The organism is Neorhizobium sp. P12A (genome assembly GCF_008365395.1).
Classification (GTDB): domain Bacteria; phylum Pseudomonadota; class Alphaproteobacteria; order Rhizobiales; family Rhizobiaceae; genus Rhizobium.
On the sequence record NZ_QOVX01000010.1, the window covers coordinates 75,433 to 93,624 of the forward strand.

Below are 18,192 nucleotides of genomic sequence, written 5' to 3' on the forward strand. Positions count from 1 at the left end.
CGCAGTGTCGCCCGACAATCAATTATCCTGTCGTTCGCCCCGGCGGAAGGGGCTATGCTCCGTCAGCATCTCGCCGATCTGCTCAACCTCCTGCCGCTCCCGCGCCAGATAGTCGGCAACGGCGCGGCGAAGCCCGGCATGGGCGATATAGTGTGCCGAATGCGTCGTCACAGGCAGATAGCCGCGGGCGAGCTTGTGTTCGCCCTGGGCGCCTGCTTCGACCCGGCTGAGGCCCTTTGCCAGCGCAAAATCGATGGCCTGATGATAGCAGACTTCGAAATGCAGGAAGGGATGATCCTCGATGCAGCCCCAGTGGCGGCCATAGAGCGTGTCGCCGCCGATGAAATTGATCGCGCCAGCAATGTAGCGCCCCTCGCGCTTCGCCATGACGAGAAGGATGTCGTCTGCCATGCGCTCGCCGATCAGCGAGTAGAATTGGCGCGTCAGATAAGGTCGGCCCCATTTGCGGCCGCCGGTATCCATATAGAAGGTGAAGAACTGGTCCCAGATGTCCTCTGTCAGATCGCTGCCGGTCAGCCAGTCGATGGTGATCCCGTTTTCGAGCGCGACACGACGTTCCTTCTTCAGCGCCTTGCGCTTGCGCGACGCGAGCGTTTCCAGAAACGCGTCATGGTTGGCGTAGCCTTCATTGATGAAGTGGAATTGCTGGTCCGTGCGGTGCAGATAGCCATCCGTTTCGAAGACGGAGACCTCGTCCTCGGGCAGGAACGTGACATGCGCGGAAGATATGCCGAGCTGCCGTGTCACTTCTTTCAGACTTTCGGCAAGCGCTGCCTGGATGATCGGCCTGTCATAGCCTTCGGCGACAAGCAGGCGCGGGCCGGTCGCTGGCGTGAACGGAATGGAGCACTGCAGCTTCGGATAATATTCGCCGCCTGCGCGTTCGAACGCGTCCGCCCAGCCATGGTCGAAGACATATTCTCCCTGGCTATGGCTTTTGAGATAGCCGGGTATGGCGCCTATGAGGGTGCCGTCATCGGTTTCGAGTAACAGGTGATGCCCGAGCCATCCGGCCCGGTCGGTGGCCGAGCCGGATTCCTCAAGGGATGAGAGGAAGGCATGCGAGACGAAGGGATTGTAGGGCAGGGCCGAGCCTGCTCGTGAAGCTCCGGCCAGCTTCGACCAGCTTTCCGGAGATATTGCCTTGAATGATCGTTCTGCGCGAAAGGATAATTCGTCTGTCATGAAACGAGGGCGGGGCTCTCCCGTGGATCAAAGCCTTCGAATGTCATCTGGTCTGCATTCGCAAATGTGTGTCGCCTTGCTGCCTCGTCGCGAACCGTCCAGGTAATGACAGGGATGCCGCGCTGGCGCTGAGCCGTGACGAAGGGATTGGGCAGATCACCATAGAAATATGAGATGAAGTCTAGACCAAGCTGCATAGCTTCGTCATGCACAAAGAATGTGTCGGGATTGTTTCCATCCGCGGTCAAACCGATCGGGTGAGGCGGATTAAGCGCCTTCAGATCCTTCAAAATCCAGTGATCGAAGCTCATCAGGGCGACATGGCCCTTGTAGCCTTCCAGAACCTCGATGACCGTCTCGGCAAAGCCTTCGTCGTCGCCCTGTCGGCCTTTTAGTTCGAGAACCAGCGGCACTTTCCCGTCGCAGAGCTTGAGCAACTGCTTCAGAGTCGGGATCTTGTCATTCGTGCCGCCGACGGACAGCAATCCGAGTTCGGCCGAGCTGCGGTCGCGCAGGGCGCCGGGCAGATTGCAGACCCGCTGCAGGTCATCGTCGTGGAAGACGACCGGGACACCGTCGGCAGCATAGTGCAGATCGCATTCGATCGAAAAGCCGGCGTCTATCGCACGGGAGAAGGCGGAAAGCGTGTTCTCCCAGACTTGGCTGTTCATGTCATGATAGCCGCGATGGGCGACCGGCCTTTCGGTAAGCCAGGCAATCTTGCTCATAGAGAAATTTCCAGGATGGCATCGATTTCGACAGCGGCGTTCAGCGGCAGGGCAGCCATGCCGACAGCTGCACGTGCATGCTTGCCGGCCTCTCCAAGCACGTTGGCGAGAAGATTGGATGCGCCGTTGATCACGAGATGTTGTTCGGTGAAATCAGGGACCGAGGCGACGAAGCCGTTGAGCTTGATCAGCCGCCTGATGCGGCCAAGATCGCCGGCCAATGCTGCCTTTGCCTGTGCAAGTATGTTGATCGCGCAGAGTTCCGCGGCACGTTGACCCCTTGCCACATCGACGTCCTTGCCCAAATGGCCAGTAATCGCGACCTTTCCACCCTCGATCGGCAATTGCCCCGAAAGATAAAGGAGGTTGCCGCTGATGACGTATGGCACGTAGTTCGCAGCCGGTGCGGCGGCCTCCGGCAGGGTGATCCCAAGCTCGGTGAGGCGGGTATCGATGGCGTCGGACATTTTCGTCTCCCGTTTGTTGTAAATTCTTCAAAAATCCTGCATCAAGACTTAAAATCCCGCGGAGCGAGACGTCGGCCTCTATTTGGTCGAAAGCGTTCTTATAACATCGCGTGCGAGTCCAATAGGAGATAATGAATGTTCCGCTCGAGTCTTGCCGCTGTTCTGGTTTCGGGTGCGAGCTTTGCGGTTCTTCCTGCGCCGTCGGCATTTGCAGCCGGTCCGAGCGGCCTCATCGCCCATCGCGCGGTCTATGATCTCGAACTCAAGGATGCTTCCGATCGCTCCGGCATTTCCGGCATGTACGGACGGATGGTCTACGAGTTCGACGGCTCTGATTGCACCGGGTTCACGACCAATTTCCGTTTCGTCACCCAGATCGATACGGGCGATTCGACACGCCTGAGCGACCAGCAGACGACGACCTTCGAGGATCTCACGAAGCGCATTTTCCGGTTCGAGACAAAGTCGTTCACTGACGAGCAACTCGACAAGGATGTAAGGGGCGCTGCAGAGGACGACCAGAAGGGCGTCAAGGTCGAACTCACCCAGCCGGCCACCAAAGAGGTGGACCTGGCCGAGAGCCGCTTCCCAACGGAGCACATGCTGGACATCATCCAGAATGCAAAGATCGGCAAGAATTTCTTCGAGGCCCGCGTCTTCGACGGTTCCGATGATGGCGACAAGTCGCTGGTCGCAACCACTGTCGTCGGCAAGCAGGAAACGCCGGGGGCCGATGACGCGGATGCCGACAAGGCCGGTGCCTTCGCCAAGACGCCGTTCTGGCCGGTAACGGTTGCCTATTTCAATGAGAAGAGCAGCGGCGATGCGATGCCCGTATACCGCATGTCGTTCAAGCTCTACGAGAACGGCATCACGCGCGATCTAACCATGGACTATGGTGATTTCGTGCTGACAGGCAAACTCTCGAAGCTCGAAGTGCTCGACACCAAGGCCTGCAAGTAGACGCGGCAGCTCTTCGCGGTTTTAAGTAATTTTTCTGTCATAAGCCTTGCTTTTACCGCCAAGGGAGGGTAAGGCCAGCCGCATTCCACACGTAAGGCATGGGATTGTCCGGGAGAAATCCGGATCGTTCCGCCCGGTGGCATCTTCGAAGAGGATGCTGTTCGCCTTGCGGAGGTTCAACCGGAAAAGGATAAAAAGGCATGGCATTGCCCGATTTCTCTATGCGCCAGCTTCTCGAAGCAGGCGTCCACTTCGGCCACCAGACTCACCGCTGGAACCCGAAGATGAAGCCGTACATTTTCGGCGATCGTAACAACATCCACATCATCGACCTGGCTCAGACCGTTCCGATGCTGTCGCGCGCCCTGCAGGTCGTCAGCGACACCGTTGCTCGCGGCGGCCGTGTTCTCTTCGTCGGCACCAAGCGTCAGGCTTCCGAGCTCATCGCTGATTCGGCCAAGCGTTCCGCCCAGTACTACGTCAACTCGCGTTGGCTCGGCGGCATGATGACGAACTGGAAGACGATCTCCAACTCGATCCAGCGTCTGCGCAAGCTCGACGAAATCCTGAACGGCGAAGCCCAGGGTTTCACCAAGAAGGAACGTCTGAACCTTGAGCGCGAGCGCGAAAAGCTCGACAAGGCTCTCGGCGGTATCCGCGATATGGGCGGCACCCCGGACCTGATGTTCATCATCGACACCAACAAGGAAAAGATCGCGATCGACGAAGCCAAGCGCCTTGGCATCCCGGTTGTCGCCATCATCGACAGCAACTGCGATCCGGACCTGATCGACTACCCGATCCCGGGTAACGACGACGCTTCGCGCGCCATCGCTCTCTATTGCGAACTGATCTCGCGCGCTGCCATCGACGGCATTGCTCGCCAGCAGGGCGCTTCCGGCCGCGATCTCGGTGCTTCTGCTGAAGTTCCGATGGAACCGGCGCTCGAAGGCGAAGCCGAAGCCTGATAAAGAAGCAGGCGGACCAAAAGGTCCGCTGTGCTTTCCAGAGATTGGGAAAGGCCGCTCGCGACTCCTAGAAGTTCGGCGGCCTTGACTGTTTCAGGCGAGGGCGATCCGCCCGCCGCCATACGAGTTTCGTTATGACGCGTCTTTCATCACGCTGTCATACATTCAGGTACATTTCGTGCCTCAATCCGGTGCCGCACCGCCTTTCGCGGGCCACCGTTTGAACCGACAAGAGGAAGCTTATGACCGAGATTACGGCTGCACTGGTGAAGGAACTGCGCGAAAAGTCTGGCGCAGGCATGATGGACTGCAAGAAGGCGCTGGTCGAAAACAACGGCGACATCGAAGCATCGATCGACTGGCTGCGCGCCAAGGGCATCTCCAAGGCCGACAAGAAGGCTGGTCGCGCCGCTGCTGAAGGCCTGGTCGCCATTGCCGGCGCCGGTCACAAGGCTGTTGTCGTCGAGCTCAACTCCGAAACCGACTTTGTTGCCCGTAACGACGCCTTCCAGGATCTCGTTCGCGGTATCGCCGAAGTTGCCCTGTCGACCGACGGCACGGTTGAAGCCATCGCTGCGGCGACCTACCCGGCATCCGGCAAGCCGGTCGCCGACACCATCAAGGACGCAATCGCCACGATCGGCGAAAACATGACGCTCCGTCGCGCTGCCAAGCTCGAAGTCGAGCACGGCGTTGTCGCGACCTACATCCACAACGCTGCCGGCGACGGCATCGGCAAGCTCGGCGTTCTCGTTGCCCTCAAGTCCGAAGGCGACAAGGCCGTTCTGACGTCGATCGGCCGCCAGGTTGCCATGCACATCGCTGCGACCAACCCGCTCGCTATCCGCGCCGAAGAAGTCGACGCTGCTGTTGCCGAGCGCGAGCGCAACGTGTTCATCGAACAGGCTCGCGAATCCGGCAAGCCGGACGCGATCATCGAAAAGATGGTCGAAGGCCGCATGCGCAAGTTCTTCGAAGAAGTCGCTCTTCTGTCGCAGGCTTTCGTGATCAACCCCGACCTGACGGTTGGCGCTGCGGTCAAGGAAGCTGAAAAGGAAGCCGGCGCGAAGATCGAAGTCGTCGGCATGGCCCGTCTTCTCCTCGGCGAAGGCGTCGAGAAGGAAGAGACGGACTTCGCAGCTGAAGTCGCAGCTGTCGCCAAGGGCTGATCTGCGGATCATACCAAAGGAAAACTGAAGGGCATCGCGTGACAACGCGGTGCCCTTCGTGTATCCGGCTTTCACGATCATTTCGAGGAGCCAATATGTCCCAGCCCATTTACAAGCGCGTATTGCTTAAGGCCTCCGGCGAAGCCCTTATGGGGAGCCAGGGTTTCGGAATTGATGTCGCTGTTGCTGACCGCATTGCTTCGGATATTTCGGAAGCGCGCGAAATGGGGGTCGAGGTCGGCGTCGTCGTCGGTGGCGGCAACATCTTTCGCGGCGTAGCGGTCGCGTCCAAAGGCGGCGATCGGGTAACCGGTGACCACATGGGCATGCTGGCGACCATCATCAACGCGCTGGCGCTCGCAACCTCCTTGCGCAAGCTGAATATCGATACCGTCGTTCTCTCCGCCATCGCAATGCCCGAAATCTGCGAGAGTTTTTCGCAGCGCGCAACGCTCTATCATCTGTCGCTTGGCCGTGTGGTCATCTTTGCCGGCGGGACGGGGAATCCCTTCTTCACCACCGATTCGGCTGCTGCTCTAAGGGCTGCAGAAATGGGTGCCGAAGCGATCTTCAAGGGAACGCAGGTCGATGGTATCTATTCTGCCGATCCGAAGAAGGTGCCGGATGCCGAGCGGTTCGATCATCTGACCCACAGCCAGGTCCTGGAAAAGGGGCTTGCCGTGATGGATATTGCTGCCGTGGCGCTTGCTCGCGAAAACAGCATTCCGATCGTCGTTTTCTCGATTCACGAGAAAGGCGGCTTCGCAGAAATCTTGACCGGCGGGGGCCGCAAGACCATCGTATCGGACAATTGAGAATTCCGCAGCGTCAGGCCTTGAACGGCGCTGTTCAAAATATGGAGTTATGACAATGAGTGACAACACCGACCTCAAGGAACTGAAGCGCCGCATGGATGGCGCCGTCTCGGCCTTCAAGAGCGATATCGCGTCTTTGCGCACGGGGCGCGCATCTGCCAACATTCTCGATCCGGTGACACTTGAAGCCTATGGATCGCGCGTGCCGCTGAACCAGGTTGCCAACATCACCGTTCCCGAGCCGCGCATGCTCACGGTTTCGGTCTGGGACAAGTCGATGGTCGGCGCGGTCGAGCGCGGGATTCGCGAATCGAACCTTGGTCTTAATCCGATCGTCGACGGCCAGAGCCTGCGCATTCCGCTTCCGGAACTCAACGAAGAGCGTCGCCGCTCGCTGGTCAAGGTTGCGCACGACTATGCCGAGAAGGCAAAGGTCGCGATCCGTCACGTTCGCCGCGACGGCATGGACGGCCTGAAGAAGGCCGAGAAGGATGGCGTGCTCGGTCAGGACGAAAGCCGGGCGCAGTCGGAAAAGGTGCAGAAGATGACGGATGATATGATTTCCGATATCGACCGCTTGCTAGCGGAGAAGGAAAAGGAAATCATGCAGGTCTAAAGTATCTGCTGATACCCGCGCCTTCCTGCCCGAACGAAACCGGATCCATATGACAAACTCCACGTTTTCGCGCATACCTGAGCATGTTGCCATCATCATGGATGGCAATGGCCGATGGGCCAATGCGCGCGGCTTGCCGCGCACGATGGGTCATCGCAAGGGTGTGGAAGCGGTGCGGGAGACTGTGCGCGCAGCGGGCGATGTCGGCATAAAATACCTGACATTGTTCGCCTTCTCTTCCGAGAATTGGCGCCGGCCGGAGACTGAGGTCACCGATCTGCTCGGCCTGCTGAAGGCGTTCATCCGGCGTGATCTGGCAGAGCTCCACAGGCAGAATGTGCGCATTCGCGTTATCGGCGATCGTTACAATCTGCGTAGCGATATCCTGCCGCTGCTGATCGAGGCCGAGGAGACGACGAAAGACAATACGGCGCTGACGCTGGTCATAGCCTTCAACTACGGCTCGCGGGACGAGATCGCGCGTGCCGTCGTCAGCCTTGCCAAAGAGGTGGAGGCGGGTCGACTGCGCGCGCAGGACATCACTCCGGCTCTGATCGATGGAAGGCTGGACACGGCAGGCATTCCCGACCCTGATCTGATCATTCGGACCAGCGGTGAGGAACGTCTTTCGAACTTCCTTCTCTGGCAGGCAGCCTATTCGGAATTCATGTTCATGCCCGAATACTGGCCGGACTTCAGCCGCGATCTGTTCCTTTCAGCCCTCGAGAAATATGCGGCGCGCGACCGTCGCTTCGGCGGCCTTTCCGCCAAGCCCGCCGCCGCCGTGGGGTCCTGATGAGCCGCGAACTGAGGCTGCGTATCGTCTCCGGGATCATCCTTGCTATCGTTGTCCTTGCGGCCACGTGGTGTGGCGGTTTGGCCTTCCGCTTGCTGGCATCAGTGATTGCCTTGCTCGTCTATTACGAATGGTCGAGGATCACGGGGCTGCATGGCCGCGACCCGCAGGGCAATGCAATCGCCTGGCTCGGCCTTGCCGCGATCGCTGCCGCAACCCTGGCTGAGGAGCCGGTATATGCTGTCGCCGCGCTCTGCCTGTTTGTCCTGGTGACTGCCATACTGGTCGCCGCTCGACGAAAGAGCTGGTGGCTTCCCGGCGGCGTGCTCTATGCGGGACTGACCTGTATTGCCCTTTCCGAGATTCGCGATGACGATTTCCGTGGTTTCGCGGTCATGCTGTTCGTCTTCGCGACCGTGTGGGCGACTGACATATTCGCTTATTTCGTCGGACGTGCGATCGGAGGCGCCAAGCTTGCGCCGCGCATATCGCCCGGCAAGACGTGGTCAGGGGCGATCGGTGGCGCTGTTGCAGCCGTGATCGCAGGTAGCGCCGTCATCTGGTACTTCTTTCTCGGCACGGGTTTATGGGTTGCCGGAGTGGCTCTCCTTCTCTCCATCTGCAGCCAGGCAGGCGATCTTTTCGAATCCTTCATCAAGCGACGATTCGGCGTCAAGGACTCCAGTCACCTCATTCCTGGCCATGGCGGAGTGATGGATAGGGTCGATGGTCTAATTTTTGCTTGTTTTGCGGCCTTTTTGTTGGCTATCGTGCTGTCGCTGGCAACGGATGGCGAAACGGTGTCACTGGGCGGGGTATTGCTCGGTGTCTGAACTCAAATCAGGCGGGATCGTTTCATGGGTAGCGTGACGAGTATCATCGGCTTCTTTACGGGCTATATCGTCCCGTTCGTTCTTGTTCTGTCTCTATTGGTATTCGTGCACGAGATGGGCCACTACCTCATTGGTCGCTTGTCCGGCATTCGGGTCGTTGCCTTCTCCATCGGATTCGGCCCGGAGATTCTCGGCTTCACGGACAGGCACGGCACGCGGTGGAAGCTTTCGGCGATCCCGCTTGGCGGCTATGTGCGCTTCTTCGGCGACGAGGATGCCTCGAGCAAGCCGGATATGGACATGGTCGAGGCGATGACCGAGGCAGAGCGGGCGCAATCCTTCGCCGGCGCCAAGCTTTGGAAGCGGGCTGCGACAGTGGCCGCGGGACCGATCGCCAACTTCATCCTCGCCATTGCGATCTTTGCCGTGCTCTTCGCCATCTATGGGCGACCTGTGGCCGATCCGGTGGTTGCTGAGGTCAAGGCCGACAGTGCGGCGGCCCAGGCCGGCATTCAGCCGGGAGATCTCTTGGTTGCCATCGATGGCAGCAGGGTCGAGACCTTCGATGATGTGCGCCGCTATGTCAGCATCCGCCCGGGCCACCATATCGTCGTCACCGTGGAGCGTAACGGTGAGAAACGCGATTTCCCGATGGTGCCGCAGGCGACCGACATGACCGACCAGTTCGGCAACAAAATGGAAGTCGGCCTCATCGGCATCGTGACCAATCAGGAGGTCGGGCACTTCCGCACCCAGACTTTCACGCCGCTCCAAGCAATTTCTGAAGGAGTGAGGCAAACGGGCCACATCATCAGCGGCACGTTCGAATATATCGGCAACCTGCTGGGCGGATACATGAAGGCAGACCAGCTGGGCGGGCCGATCCGCGTCGCGCAAGCCTCGGGTCAGATGGCCACGCTAGGCATTGCAGCAGTACTCCAGCTTGCCGCCGTTCTGTCTGTTTCGATCGGTCTATTGAATCTTATGCCGGTTCCGGTACTTGATGGCGGGCATCTGATGTTCTATGCGATTGAAGCCGTCAGAGGAAAACCTCTCGGGGCAGGTGCGCAGGATATTGCGTTTCGGATCGGATTGGCCATGGTGCTGTCGCTCATGGTTTTCGCTACCTGGAACGATATTAGCGCCTTGATCGGATGAGGGACGGAAAGAGGGAAATAACCATTTATTTACGATGTTTCAAAGCTGTAGTGGCGAATGGGTCACGCTTCGAAATGAAGTAAACAGAAATTAACCCGCTCACTTGCTTGTATGTCAAAAGCGGGTAAAACGACACACGTAGCCGGAATCGGGTTCGCTCGACCTGGGAACGACTGAAAAAAGGTAAGAAGTGAAATGAAGGCTGGTTCAAGATTTTTGAACGCAGTATCGGCGGTTGCGCTGTCTGCTGGTGTTGTTGCTTCTGGCGCGGGTGTTGTAACTCTTGCTTCTGCCTCGGTCGCCGAGGCTGCCGTTATCCAGAATGTCGATGTGCGCGGTGCATCCCGTACGGGTGCCGATGCCGTTCGCGACAACATAACGATTAAGCCCGGCAAAGCCTTCTCGAATGCCGACATCGATGCTTCGGTCAAGCAGCTCTATGCGACCGGATATTTCTCCGATGTGCATATCACCGTTTCCGGCGGCACCCTGGTTGTGAACGTCAAGGAAAACCAGCTGGTCAACGCCGTCGTCTTCAACGGCAACCGCAAGATCAAGGACGACAAGCTGCAGGGTATCGTTCAGACCCACGCGGCTGGTCCCTTCAATGCCGATACGGTGCAGGCAGACGTCAAGACTATCAAGGACGCCTATGCGGTGATCGGTCGTAACGACGTTCAGGTCACCACGCAGGTGGTTCCCGTCGCCGAAGGCCGCGTCAATCTTGCATTCGTCATCAACGAAGGCGATCGAACGAAGATCGCCAAGATCAATTTCACGGGCAACCAGGCCTATAGCGACGGTCGTCTTGCTGCCGTCATTTCGACCAAGCGGTCGAACTTCCTGTCGTTCCTGACCCGTAAGGACGTCTACAGCGCTGACAAGCAGCATGCCGACGAAGATGCGCTGCGTCAGTTCTACTACAATCATGGTTATGCCGATTTCCGCATCGTGTCTTCCGACGCTACGCTCGATGAGCAGACCAACGAATACACGCTGAACTTCAATGTCGAGGAAGGTCCTCGTTACAAGTACGGCGATATCAACGTTGTTTCGACGGTTGAGGGTATCAACGCCGACGAGTTGAAAGGCCTGGTCATCACGCATGCCGGTGATACCTACAGCGCCAAGGACATTCAGACCTCGATCGAGAACATTTCCAAGCGTGTCGCAGCAGCAGGTTACCCCTTCGCGCGCGTAACGCCCCGCGGCAACCGCAACTTCTCCAACAACACCATCGGTGTTGAATACCTGGTCGACCAGGGCGAGCGCGCCTATGTCGAGCGTATCGAGATCCGCGGAAACACCCGTACGCGTGACTACGTTATCCGCCGCGAATTCGACATCAACGAAGGCGACGCGTTCAACCAGCAAATGATCACGCGCGCCAAGCGCCGTCTTGACGCGCTCGGTTACTTCACCAAGGTCGACATTACGACCGCTCCGGGCAGCGCGCCGGACCGTGTGGTCGTGGTTGTCAACGTTGAGGATCAGCCGACCGGCTCGTTCGGCATCGGTGCTGGTTATTCGGTCGGCAACAACGGCGGCATTCTTCTCGAAGCTTCCGTCGAAGAAAAGAACTTCCTCGGTCGCGGCCAGTACATCCGTATCGCTGCGGGTGCTGGTACCGAAGGCAGCCGTACCTACAACATTTCGTTCACCGAGCCTTACTTCCTCGGCTATCGCCTGGCAGCCGGCTTCGATATCTTCAAGAACGATACGTCGAGCGACGACTTCTACGATTATAGCGAAGAAGGCTTCTCTCTGCGCGTAACGGCGCCGATCACGGACGACCTGTCCACGACGCTGCGTTACAACTACAAGAAGCTTCACTATGACGGTGTTGACGACTGGCAGGACAACCTGTCCCGTCCGTACATCAACCTTGTCGAGAACGGCCCGTGGACGCAGTCTTCCGTTTCGCAGACGATCACCTACAACACGCTGGATGACCAGAACCTGCCGCGTGAAGGTATCATCGCCAAGGCGACGCAGGAACTTGCGGGTCTCGGCGGCGACTCCGACTTCTACAAGATCAGCGGCAAGGCTCGTTACTATAAGATGCTGTCGGACGAATCCGATATCATCGGATCGCTGACGGTTGGTGCCGGTTACGTTCTGCCGACCAGCGGCAATACGCTGAATGTCTTCGATCAGTTCATGCTCGGCGGACGTGAAGTTCGCGGCTTTGAGAACACGGGTATCGGACCGCGTTCTTCGCATGGCGACCCGCTCGGCGGCACGACCTACTTCACCGCTTCTGCTGAAGCCAGCATGCCGATGCCGGGTATTCCGCAGGATATCGGTCTGCGTGCAGCGGTATTCGCTGATGCCGGTACGCTCTATGGCAACAAGGCAGACCTGTTCGGCGATACGCTGCACAATGACAGCTCGCTCCGTGCTTCGCTCGGCCTCGGTGTCATCTGGTCGTCGCCCTTCGGTGTGATCCGTGTTGACTACGCACAGCCTGTCGTGAAGGAAGATTACGACAAGGTTCAGCAGTTCCGGTTTGGCATCGCCAACCAGTTCTGATATCGGCAGACCAGAATTGCGGGTTCAAATACCGTTCTGGAGCTGTTGATGGAACATAACTGCTTTTTCCCGCCCCATGATGGCGTCAGCCTGCGCAAGCTGGCCGAGTATCTTGGGGCGGAACTTGCCGATGAAGCCCATGCCGACGTCGTTATTCGGTCGGTGGCGCCGGTGCATCGGGCGACCGATGGCGATCTCTGCTACATCCTTTCCCGAAAGAGCTCCAAGGATATTGAGAGCTGCCGCGCTTCCGCGCTCATCTGTGAGCCGAGCCTGCGGTCGATCGTTCCGGATCATATTCCGGTTATTCTTGCATCAAAGCCTCACACTGCCTTTGCCATGGCCGGTTTGCTCCTGCATCCGGAGGCTGCTCGTCCTGACGCAGTGACGTCCCAATCGGAAGCCATCTCGCCGGCGGCTTTTGTCGATCCGGCTGCAAAGCTTGAAGCGAATGTTACAGTCGAGCCGATGGCCGTCATCGGCCGAGGGGCGGAAATCGGGGAAGGCACGAGCATTCGCGCAGGCGCCGTCATTGGCGCCAACGTGAAGATCGGCCGAAACTGCACGATTGGCGCCGGTGCGACTGTCCTCTGTGCGCTCATCGGCAACAACGTCATCATCCACAATGGTGCGCGTATAGGCCAGGATGGTTTTGGTTATGCGCCCGGGCCACGCGGGATGGTGAAGATCGTCCAGATTGGCCGGGTCATCATCCAGGATTACGTCGAGGTCGGCGCAAATTCGACGATCGATCGCGGCGCAATGGATGACACCGTGATCGGCGAAGGCACGAAGATCGACAACCAGGTGCAGATTGGCCATAACGTGCGCATTGGCCGTCACTGCGCTATTGTGAGCCAGGTGGGAATAGCCGGTAGCACGAAGATCGGAAACGGCGTGCAGATCGGTGGTCAGGCTGGTTTGAATGGCCATATTACTATTGGTGACGGTGTCCAGATCGGCGCAAAGAGCGGTGTAATTTCGGATATCCCTCCCGGTGAAAGATATGCTGGGATTCCCGCTCGTCCGCTGTGGGATTTCTTGAGAGAATCGGCCGAGGTCGCAAAGAGGACCGGTAGCCGGAATAAGGAACGTGGGGTTAAGAAGAATGACTGAGGACGCCAAGGAATCTCTGGCATCGGCCGAAATCCTGGAGATCATGAAGCTGCTGCCGCATCGCTATCCCTTCCTTCTTGTCGATAGGATCATCGACATCGACGGTGATAATTCTGCGATCGGAATTAAGAATGTAACCGCCAACGAGCCGCAGTTTACGGGGCATTTCCCCGAGCAGCCGATCATGCCTGGTGTATTGTTGATCGAAGGCATGGCTCAGACGGCAGGTGCGATTTGCGCTCGTAAGGAAGGCGAGTCGGGCAATCTCGTCTACTTCATGACGATCGACAATGCCCGCTTCCGCAAGCCGGTAGTCCCCGGCGATCGCGTCGAGTATCATGTCAACAAGCAAAAGCAGCGTGGCAATATCTGGAAATTCCATTGCGACGCAAAGGTTGATGGTGTGCTTGTCGCAGAGGCCGATATCGGTGCGATGATCGTACGCAAGGACAAGGCATGACTGGTATAGCAAAGAGCGCCCGCGTTCATCCCTCGGCTGTAGTCGAAGACGGCGCTGTCGTGGGAGAGGGCGTGACGATCGGCCCGTTCAGCTATGTCGGGCCGAAAGTGGTGTTGCACGACAATGTTGTCTTGCACCCGCATGCCATCGTGACCGGCCTGACAACCGTCGGCAAGGGAACGAAGATTTTCCCCAATGCGGTTGTCGGCGGCGATCCGCAGAGCGTTCATCACGGCGGCGAAGAGACGACGCTCACCGTCGGCGAGAACTGCACGATCCGTGAAGGTGTCACCATGAACACCGGCACCACGGATTTCGGCGGCAAGACGATTGTCGGCAATAACAATCTCTTCCTGGCCAATTCGCATGTGGCGCATGATTGCCGTCTCGGCAACAACATTATTATGTCCAACAATGTCATGCTGGCGGGTCACGTCGTCATTGACGACCGCGCTATTCTCGGCGGCGGCTGTGCCGTCCACCAGTTTACGCGTGTTGGCCGAAATGCCTTTATCGGCGGTCTCTCTGCCGTCAGCTACGATGTCATTCCCTATGGCATGCTGAACGGAAATCCGGGCATCCTCGATGGCCTGAACGTCGTTGGCATGAGCCGCGCCGGTATCGAGCGATCGGTCATCCACGTCGTCCGCCGCGCCTTCAAGGCGATATTCGAGGGCGAAGGGTCCATCCGCGACAATGCGGCTGCCATTCGTGACGAATATGCAGATTGCAAGGAAGTGATCGAGATCCTGGATTTCATTGCCGGCGATCGCGAGCGTGCTCTTTCCTCTCCGAACCGGGGACCGAAAGGCTAACGTGGCAGAAGGCGCCCAAAGGGATAAGGGCAGATTGGCGATCATCGCCGGCAGCGGATTCCTGCCGTCCTACGTGGCCGCAGCTGCCCGCAGTGCCGGCGAAGATCCCGTTATTATCGCATTGCGAAATGAAGCCGACCGAGATTGGAGCGACTACGATCACGCTCTTCTCGGCATCGGCAATTTTGCGGGATTAGAGGCTATCCTGGATAAATATGGTGTTGGGCGCATCGTGATGTCGGGGAGCGTTGCCCGCCGTCCGGAGTGGCGGGAAATCAGGCCGACATGGCGCACGCTGGCCAAAATGCCGGGCGTCGTCCGCGCGCTCCTGTCCAGCGGTGACGACAAGGTACTGAAGACGGTCATCGGCCTTCTCGAAAGCAAGGGACGGCGGGTCATTGGCGCGCATGAGATCGCCCCCGATCTGCTGGCGACGACGGGATCGATCGGAGCCCGGTCACCGGGCGAAGACGATCTTCATGATATTGCCCGCGCCATGGAGGCCGCCGACGCTCTGGGGCGTCTTGATGTCGGGCAGGGCGCTATCAGTATTGGCGGGCGCATCGTTGCGCTCGAGGGTGTCGAGGGTACCGATCAGATGATCGAGCGCGTGGCCACCTTGCGGGCCGAGGGCAGGATTTCCAACCGCAGGCGCGGAGTTCTGGTCAAGCTGTGCAAACCACAGCAGGATGTGCGCGCCGACCTGCCATCCATCGGCGCATCGACCATTCTCAATGCGAAGAAAGCGGGGCTTGCCGGCGTTGCTGTGGAAGCCGGTCGTGCGTTGATCCTGGATCGAAAAGCTGTCATCGAGGCCGCAGATAATGCGGGACTGTTTGTATGTGGCATAGATCGCGGACTGAGCACGAAGGGGTTCATGTGAGCGGCGCACCCTTGAAAATTGCCGTCGTCGCCGGAGAGGTCTCAGGCGACTTGCTCGGCGGCGATCTCATCGCCGCGCTGAAGCGGAACTACAATGGCGTTGTCGAACTCGTGGGCGTTGGCGGGGACGCACTAGAGGCGCAGGGACTGCGCTCCCTATACGATTTTTCCGATCTCTCCGTCATGGGCTTTACGCAGGTCATTGCGCGCCTTCCGCGCCTTGTCGCGCGCATTCGCCAGACAGCAGCGGCGATCATCGCTGCAAACCCGGACATATTGATCATTATTGACAGTCCCGACTTTACGCACCGGGTCGCCCGGGCCGTGCGCAAGGCACTGCCGGACGTTCCGATCATCGACTACGTCTGTCCGAGCGTCTGGGCGTGGAAGGAATATCGCGCGCAGGAAATGCTCGGCTATGTGGACCACGTGCTTGCCGTTCTGCCGTTTGAGCCCGATGTGATGCGACGGCTTGGCGGCCCTGCGACGACCTATGTCGGTCACCGTCTCGTGATGGACCGCGGCGTCATCGCTACACGTCGCCAACGTGCGCTTCGTGCGCTGCCCGGAGAGGATCAGCAAAAGACGATCATGCTTTTGCCCGGCTCCCGCTCCTCCGAAATCAGCAGGCTCTTGCCGATCTTCCAGCAGGCGGTCGTGGAACTGAGCCGGCAAAATAATGCAATACGCTATGTCCTGCCCACGGTCGGCCCGAGGGAGCAACTGGTCCGCGATCTCGTCTCGAATTGGCAGACAAAGCCTGAAATTTGTGTCGGCCAGGAGGCGAAATGGACTGCATTCGCTGAGGCGGATGCTGCTCTGGCAGCCTCGGGGACGGTGCTCCTGGAACTCGGTCTTGCCGGCGTACCAGTCGTATCGACCTACAGTACCGACTGGATCGTCAAGATCATCCACAAACGCATCAAGACCTGGACGGCGGCTTTGCCCAACCTGATCGCCGATTATGCTGTTATCCCCGAGCAGATCAACGAGACGCTGCGCCCCGGCATGCTTGCGCGCTGGCTTGAGCGGCTGTCCGGCGATACGCTGCAGCGAAAGGCGATGCTCGAAGGTTTCGATCTCGTCTGGCAGCGCATGCAGACCGAGAGGCCGCCGGGCGAACAGGCGGCGGCCGTCGTTCTCGATGTTCTGGCAAAGAAAAAACCCGGCCATTTCTGACCGGGTTTTTTGTTGGTCTGTCCAGCGGCTTAGCGCTTGGAAACCGGAACGTATTCCCGCTTCGGCTCGCCCGTGTAGAGCTGGCGCGGACGACCGATACGCTGCTGCGGATCTTCGATCATTTCGTTCCACTGTGCGATCCAGCCGACGGTGCGGGCGAGAGCGAACAGAACGGTAAACATGGTCGTGGGGAAGCCCAGCGCCTTCAGCGTGATGCCGGAATAGAAGTCGACGTTCGGGTAGAGCTTCTTCTCGATGAAGTACTCGTCCGTCAGGGCGATATGTTCCAGCTCGATCGCGATATCGAGGAGCGGATCGTCCTTGATGCCGAGTTCTCCGAGAACTTCGTGCGCCGTCTTCTGCATGATCTTGGCGCGCGGGTCATAGTTCTTGTAGACGCGATGACCGAAGCCCATCAGACGGAACGGATCGTTCTTGTCCTTGGCGCGAGCGATGTATTCCGGGATACGATCAACCGTACCGATTTCCGTCAGCATGTTGAGCGCTGCTTCGTTGGCGCCGCCATGAGCGGGACCCCAGAGGCAGGCAATGCCGGCTGCGATGCAGGCGAACGGATTGGCGCCGGACGAGCCGGCCAGGCGGACGGTCGAGGTCGAAGCGTTCTGCTCGTGATCGGCATGCAGGATGAAGATGCGGTCCATGGCGCGTGCAAGCACCGGATTGACCACATATTCCTCGCAAGGAACGGCAAAGCACATGCGCAGGAAGTTCGACGCGTAGTCGAGATCGTTCTTCGGGTAAACGAAGGGCTGGCCGATATGGTACTTGTAGGCCATGGCGGCAAGCGTCGGCATCTTGGCGATCATGCGCAGGCTTGCGACCATGCGCTGGTGCGGATCGGTGATGTCGGTGGAGTCGTGGTAGAAGGCCGAAAGAGCGCCGACACAACCGCACATGACGGCCATCGGATGCGCATCGCGACGGAAACCGGTGAAGAAGCGCGACATCTGTTCATGCACCATCGTGTGATGCGTGACGCGATAGTCGAAGTCCTTTTTCTGAGCTGCCGTCGGCAATTCGCCGTAAAGCAGCAGATAGCAGACTTCCAGGAAGTCACCATGTTCCGCGAGCTGGTCGATCGGATAGCCGCGGTGAAGCAGAACGCCTTCGTCGCCGTCAATATATGTGATCTTGGATTCGCAAGATGCGGTCGAGGTAAAGCCAGGATCGTAAGTGAAAGAAGCGGTGTTCTTATAAAGGGCACCAATATCAATGACACTTGGGCCGATGGTTCCGGCTTTGACCGGCAGGTCAACCGACTTCTCACCCAAGGTTAGTTTCGCGCTTTGTTCCGTCATGCTGATCCTCCAAGATTTGGCGGGTTGGCGCCATAAAAAACGCCAAAAGGTTAAGCGACCCCCGATTAGCTATATGATCCCGAAGTGAATGCCAAGTTACTCTGACCCCTATTTGTGCATTGCAGTATCAACTTTTGGGCAACGCTTTCCCGGCCTTCGACCCGTCTCCT

Annotated in this window: 18 protein-coding genes; 14 read left to right on the forward strand and 4 right to left on the reverse strand. The window is 58.6% G+C overall.

Annotation, left to right across the window (positions count from 1 at the left end; all coding sequences use genetic code 11):
- Positions 1-18: 18 nt before the first annotated feature.
- Genes DTW90_RS23950 through DTW90_RS23960 form a run of 3 tightly spaced genes read right to left on the reverse strand, consistent with a single transcriptional unit; the run spans position 19 to position 2,401 of the window.
- The gene (locus tag DTW90_RS23950; RefSeq protein WP_149341423.1) at positions 19-1,206 is read right to left on the reverse strand and encodes a GNAT family N-acetyltransferase; all 1,188 of its coding nucleotides are present in this window, start codon (positions 1,204-1,206) and stop codon (positions 19-21) included.
- Complete coding sequence (locus tag DTW90_RS23955; RefSeq protein WP_132523873.1) at positions 1,203-1,934, reverse strand: glycerophosphodiester phosphodiesterase; 732 nt, start codon at positions 1,932-1,934, stop codon at positions 1,203-1,205. Before DTW90_RS23955 ends, DTW90_RS23950 begins: the two co-directional genes overlap by 4 nt.
- Positions 1,931-2,401 (reverse strand): RidA family protein, encoded by a 471-nt coding sequence (locus tag DTW90_RS23960; RefSeq protein ID WP_132523872.1) that lies wholly within the window; start codon positions 2,399-2,401, stop codon positions 1,931-1,933. The genes DTW90_RS23955 and DTW90_RS23960 overlap by 4 nt, the downstream gene beginning before the upstream one ends.
- Before the next feature lie 135 nt (positions 2,402-2,536).
- Between DTW90_RS23960 and DTW90_RS23965 the strand changes: the two genes are divergently transcribed.
- From DTW90_RS23965 to lpxB, 14 genes are all read left to right on the forward strand, one after another.
- Positions 2,537-3,364 carry a cell envelope integrity EipB family protein gene (locus DTW90_RS23965; protein ID WP_149341424.1) on the forward strand — a complete coding sequence of 276 codons (828 nt, stop codon included), beginning with the start codon at positions 2,537-2,539 and terminating at the stop codon, positions 3,362-3,364.
- Between the two features lie 200 nt (positions 3,365-3,564).
- Positions 3,565-4,332, forward strand: a complete 768-nt coding sequence (gene rpsB, locus DTW90_RS23970; RefSeq protein WP_132523870.1) for a 30S ribosomal protein S2 — start codon at positions 3,565-3,567, stop codon at positions 4,330-4,332.
- Positions 4,333-4,574: 242 nt separating this feature from the next.
- The gene (tsf, locus tag DTW90_RS23975; protein ID WP_149341425.1) at positions 4,575-5,501 is read left to right on the forward strand and encodes a translation elongation factor Ts; all 927 of its coding nucleotides are present in this window, start codon (positions 4,575-4,577) and stop codon (positions 5,499-5,501) included.
- Between the two features lie 95 nt (positions 5,502-5,596).
- Entirely contained in the window at positions 5,597-6,316 is a 720-nt protein-coding gene (gene pyrH, locus DTW90_RS23980) for a UMP kinase (protein ID WP_149341426.1), read from the forward strand.
- A gap of 55 nt (positions 6,317-6,371) precedes the next feature.
- Positions 6,372-6,932, forward strand: a complete 561-nt coding sequence (gene frr, locus DTW90_RS23985) for a ribosome recycling factor (protein ID WP_132523867.1) — start codon at positions 6,372-6,374, stop codon at positions 6,930-6,932.
- 49 nt (positions 6,933-6,981) lie between these two features.
- Entirely contained in the window at positions 6,982-7,728 is a 747-nt protein-coding gene (locus DTW90_RS23990) for an isoprenyl transferase (RefSeq protein WP_132523866.1), read from the forward strand.
- Positions 7,728-8,561, forward strand: coding sequence for a phosphatidate cytidylyltransferase (locus DTW90_RS23995; RefSeq protein WP_149341428.1), 834 nt, complete (start codon positions 7,728-7,730; stop codon positions 8,559-8,561). The genes DTW90_RS23990 and DTW90_RS23995 overlap by 1 nt, the downstream gene beginning before the upstream one ends.
- A gap of 24 nt (positions 8,562-8,585) precedes the next feature.
- Positions 8,586-9,719 carry an RIP metalloprotease RseP gene (rseP, locus tag DTW90_RS24000; protein WP_149341429.1) on the forward strand — a complete coding sequence of 378 codons (1,134 nt, stop codon included), beginning with the start codon at positions 8,586-8,588 and terminating at the stop codon, positions 9,717-9,719.
- Positions 9,720-9,914: 195 nt separating this feature from the next.
- On the forward strand, positions 9,915-12,251 hold the full coding sequence (bamA, locus tag DTW90_RS24005; RefSeq protein WP_132523863.1) for an outer membrane protein assembly factor BamA: 2,337 nt from the start codon (positions 9,915-9,917) through the stop codon (positions 12,249-12,251).
- 48 nt (positions 12,252-12,299) lie between these two features.
- The gene (gene lpxD, locus DTW90_RS24010) at positions 12,300-13,367 is read left to right on the forward strand and encodes a UDP-3-O-(3-hydroxymyristoyl)glucosamine N-acyltransferase (protein WP_149341430.1); all 1,068 of its coding nucleotides are present in this window, start codon (positions 12,300-12,302) and stop codon (positions 13,365-13,367) included.
- Positions 13,360-13,827 (forward strand): 3-hydroxyacyl-ACP dehydratase FabZ, encoded by a 468-nt coding sequence (fabZ, locus tag DTW90_RS24015; RefSeq protein ID WP_132523861.1) that lies wholly within the window; start codon positions 13,360-13,362, stop codon positions 13,825-13,827. Before lpxD ends, fabZ begins: the two co-directional genes overlap by 8 nt.
- On the forward strand, positions 13,824-14,642 hold the full coding sequence (lpxA, locus tag DTW90_RS24020; protein WP_149341432.1) for an acyl-ACP--UDP-N-acetylglucosamine O-acyltransferase: 819 nt from the start codon (positions 13,824-13,826) through the stop codon (positions 14,640-14,642). Before fabZ ends, lpxA begins: the two co-directional genes overlap by 4 nt.
- A gap of 1 nt (position 14,643) precedes the next feature.
- Positions 14,644-15,525, forward strand: coding sequence for an LpxI family protein (locus tag DTW90_RS24025; RefSeq protein WP_149341433.1), 882 nt, complete (start codon positions 14,644-14,646; stop codon positions 15,523-15,525).
- The gene (gene lpxB, locus DTW90_RS24030; protein ID WP_149341435.1) at positions 15,522-16,703 is read left to right on the forward strand and encodes a lipid-A-disaccharide synthase; all 1,182 of its coding nucleotides are present in this window, start codon (positions 15,522-15,524) and stop codon (positions 16,701-16,703) included. The genes DTW90_RS24025 and lpxB overlap by 4 nt, the downstream gene beginning before the upstream one ends.
- Before the next feature lie 29 nt (positions 16,704-16,732).
- On the opposite strand, the gene gltA is transcribed toward lpxB, so the two are convergent.
- Complete coding sequence (gltA, locus tag DTW90_RS24035; protein WP_132523857.1) at positions 16,733-18,022, reverse strand: citrate synthase; 1,290 nt, start codon at positions 18,020-18,022, stop codon at positions 16,733-16,735.
- Positions 18,023-18,192 lie beyond the last annotated feature (170 nt).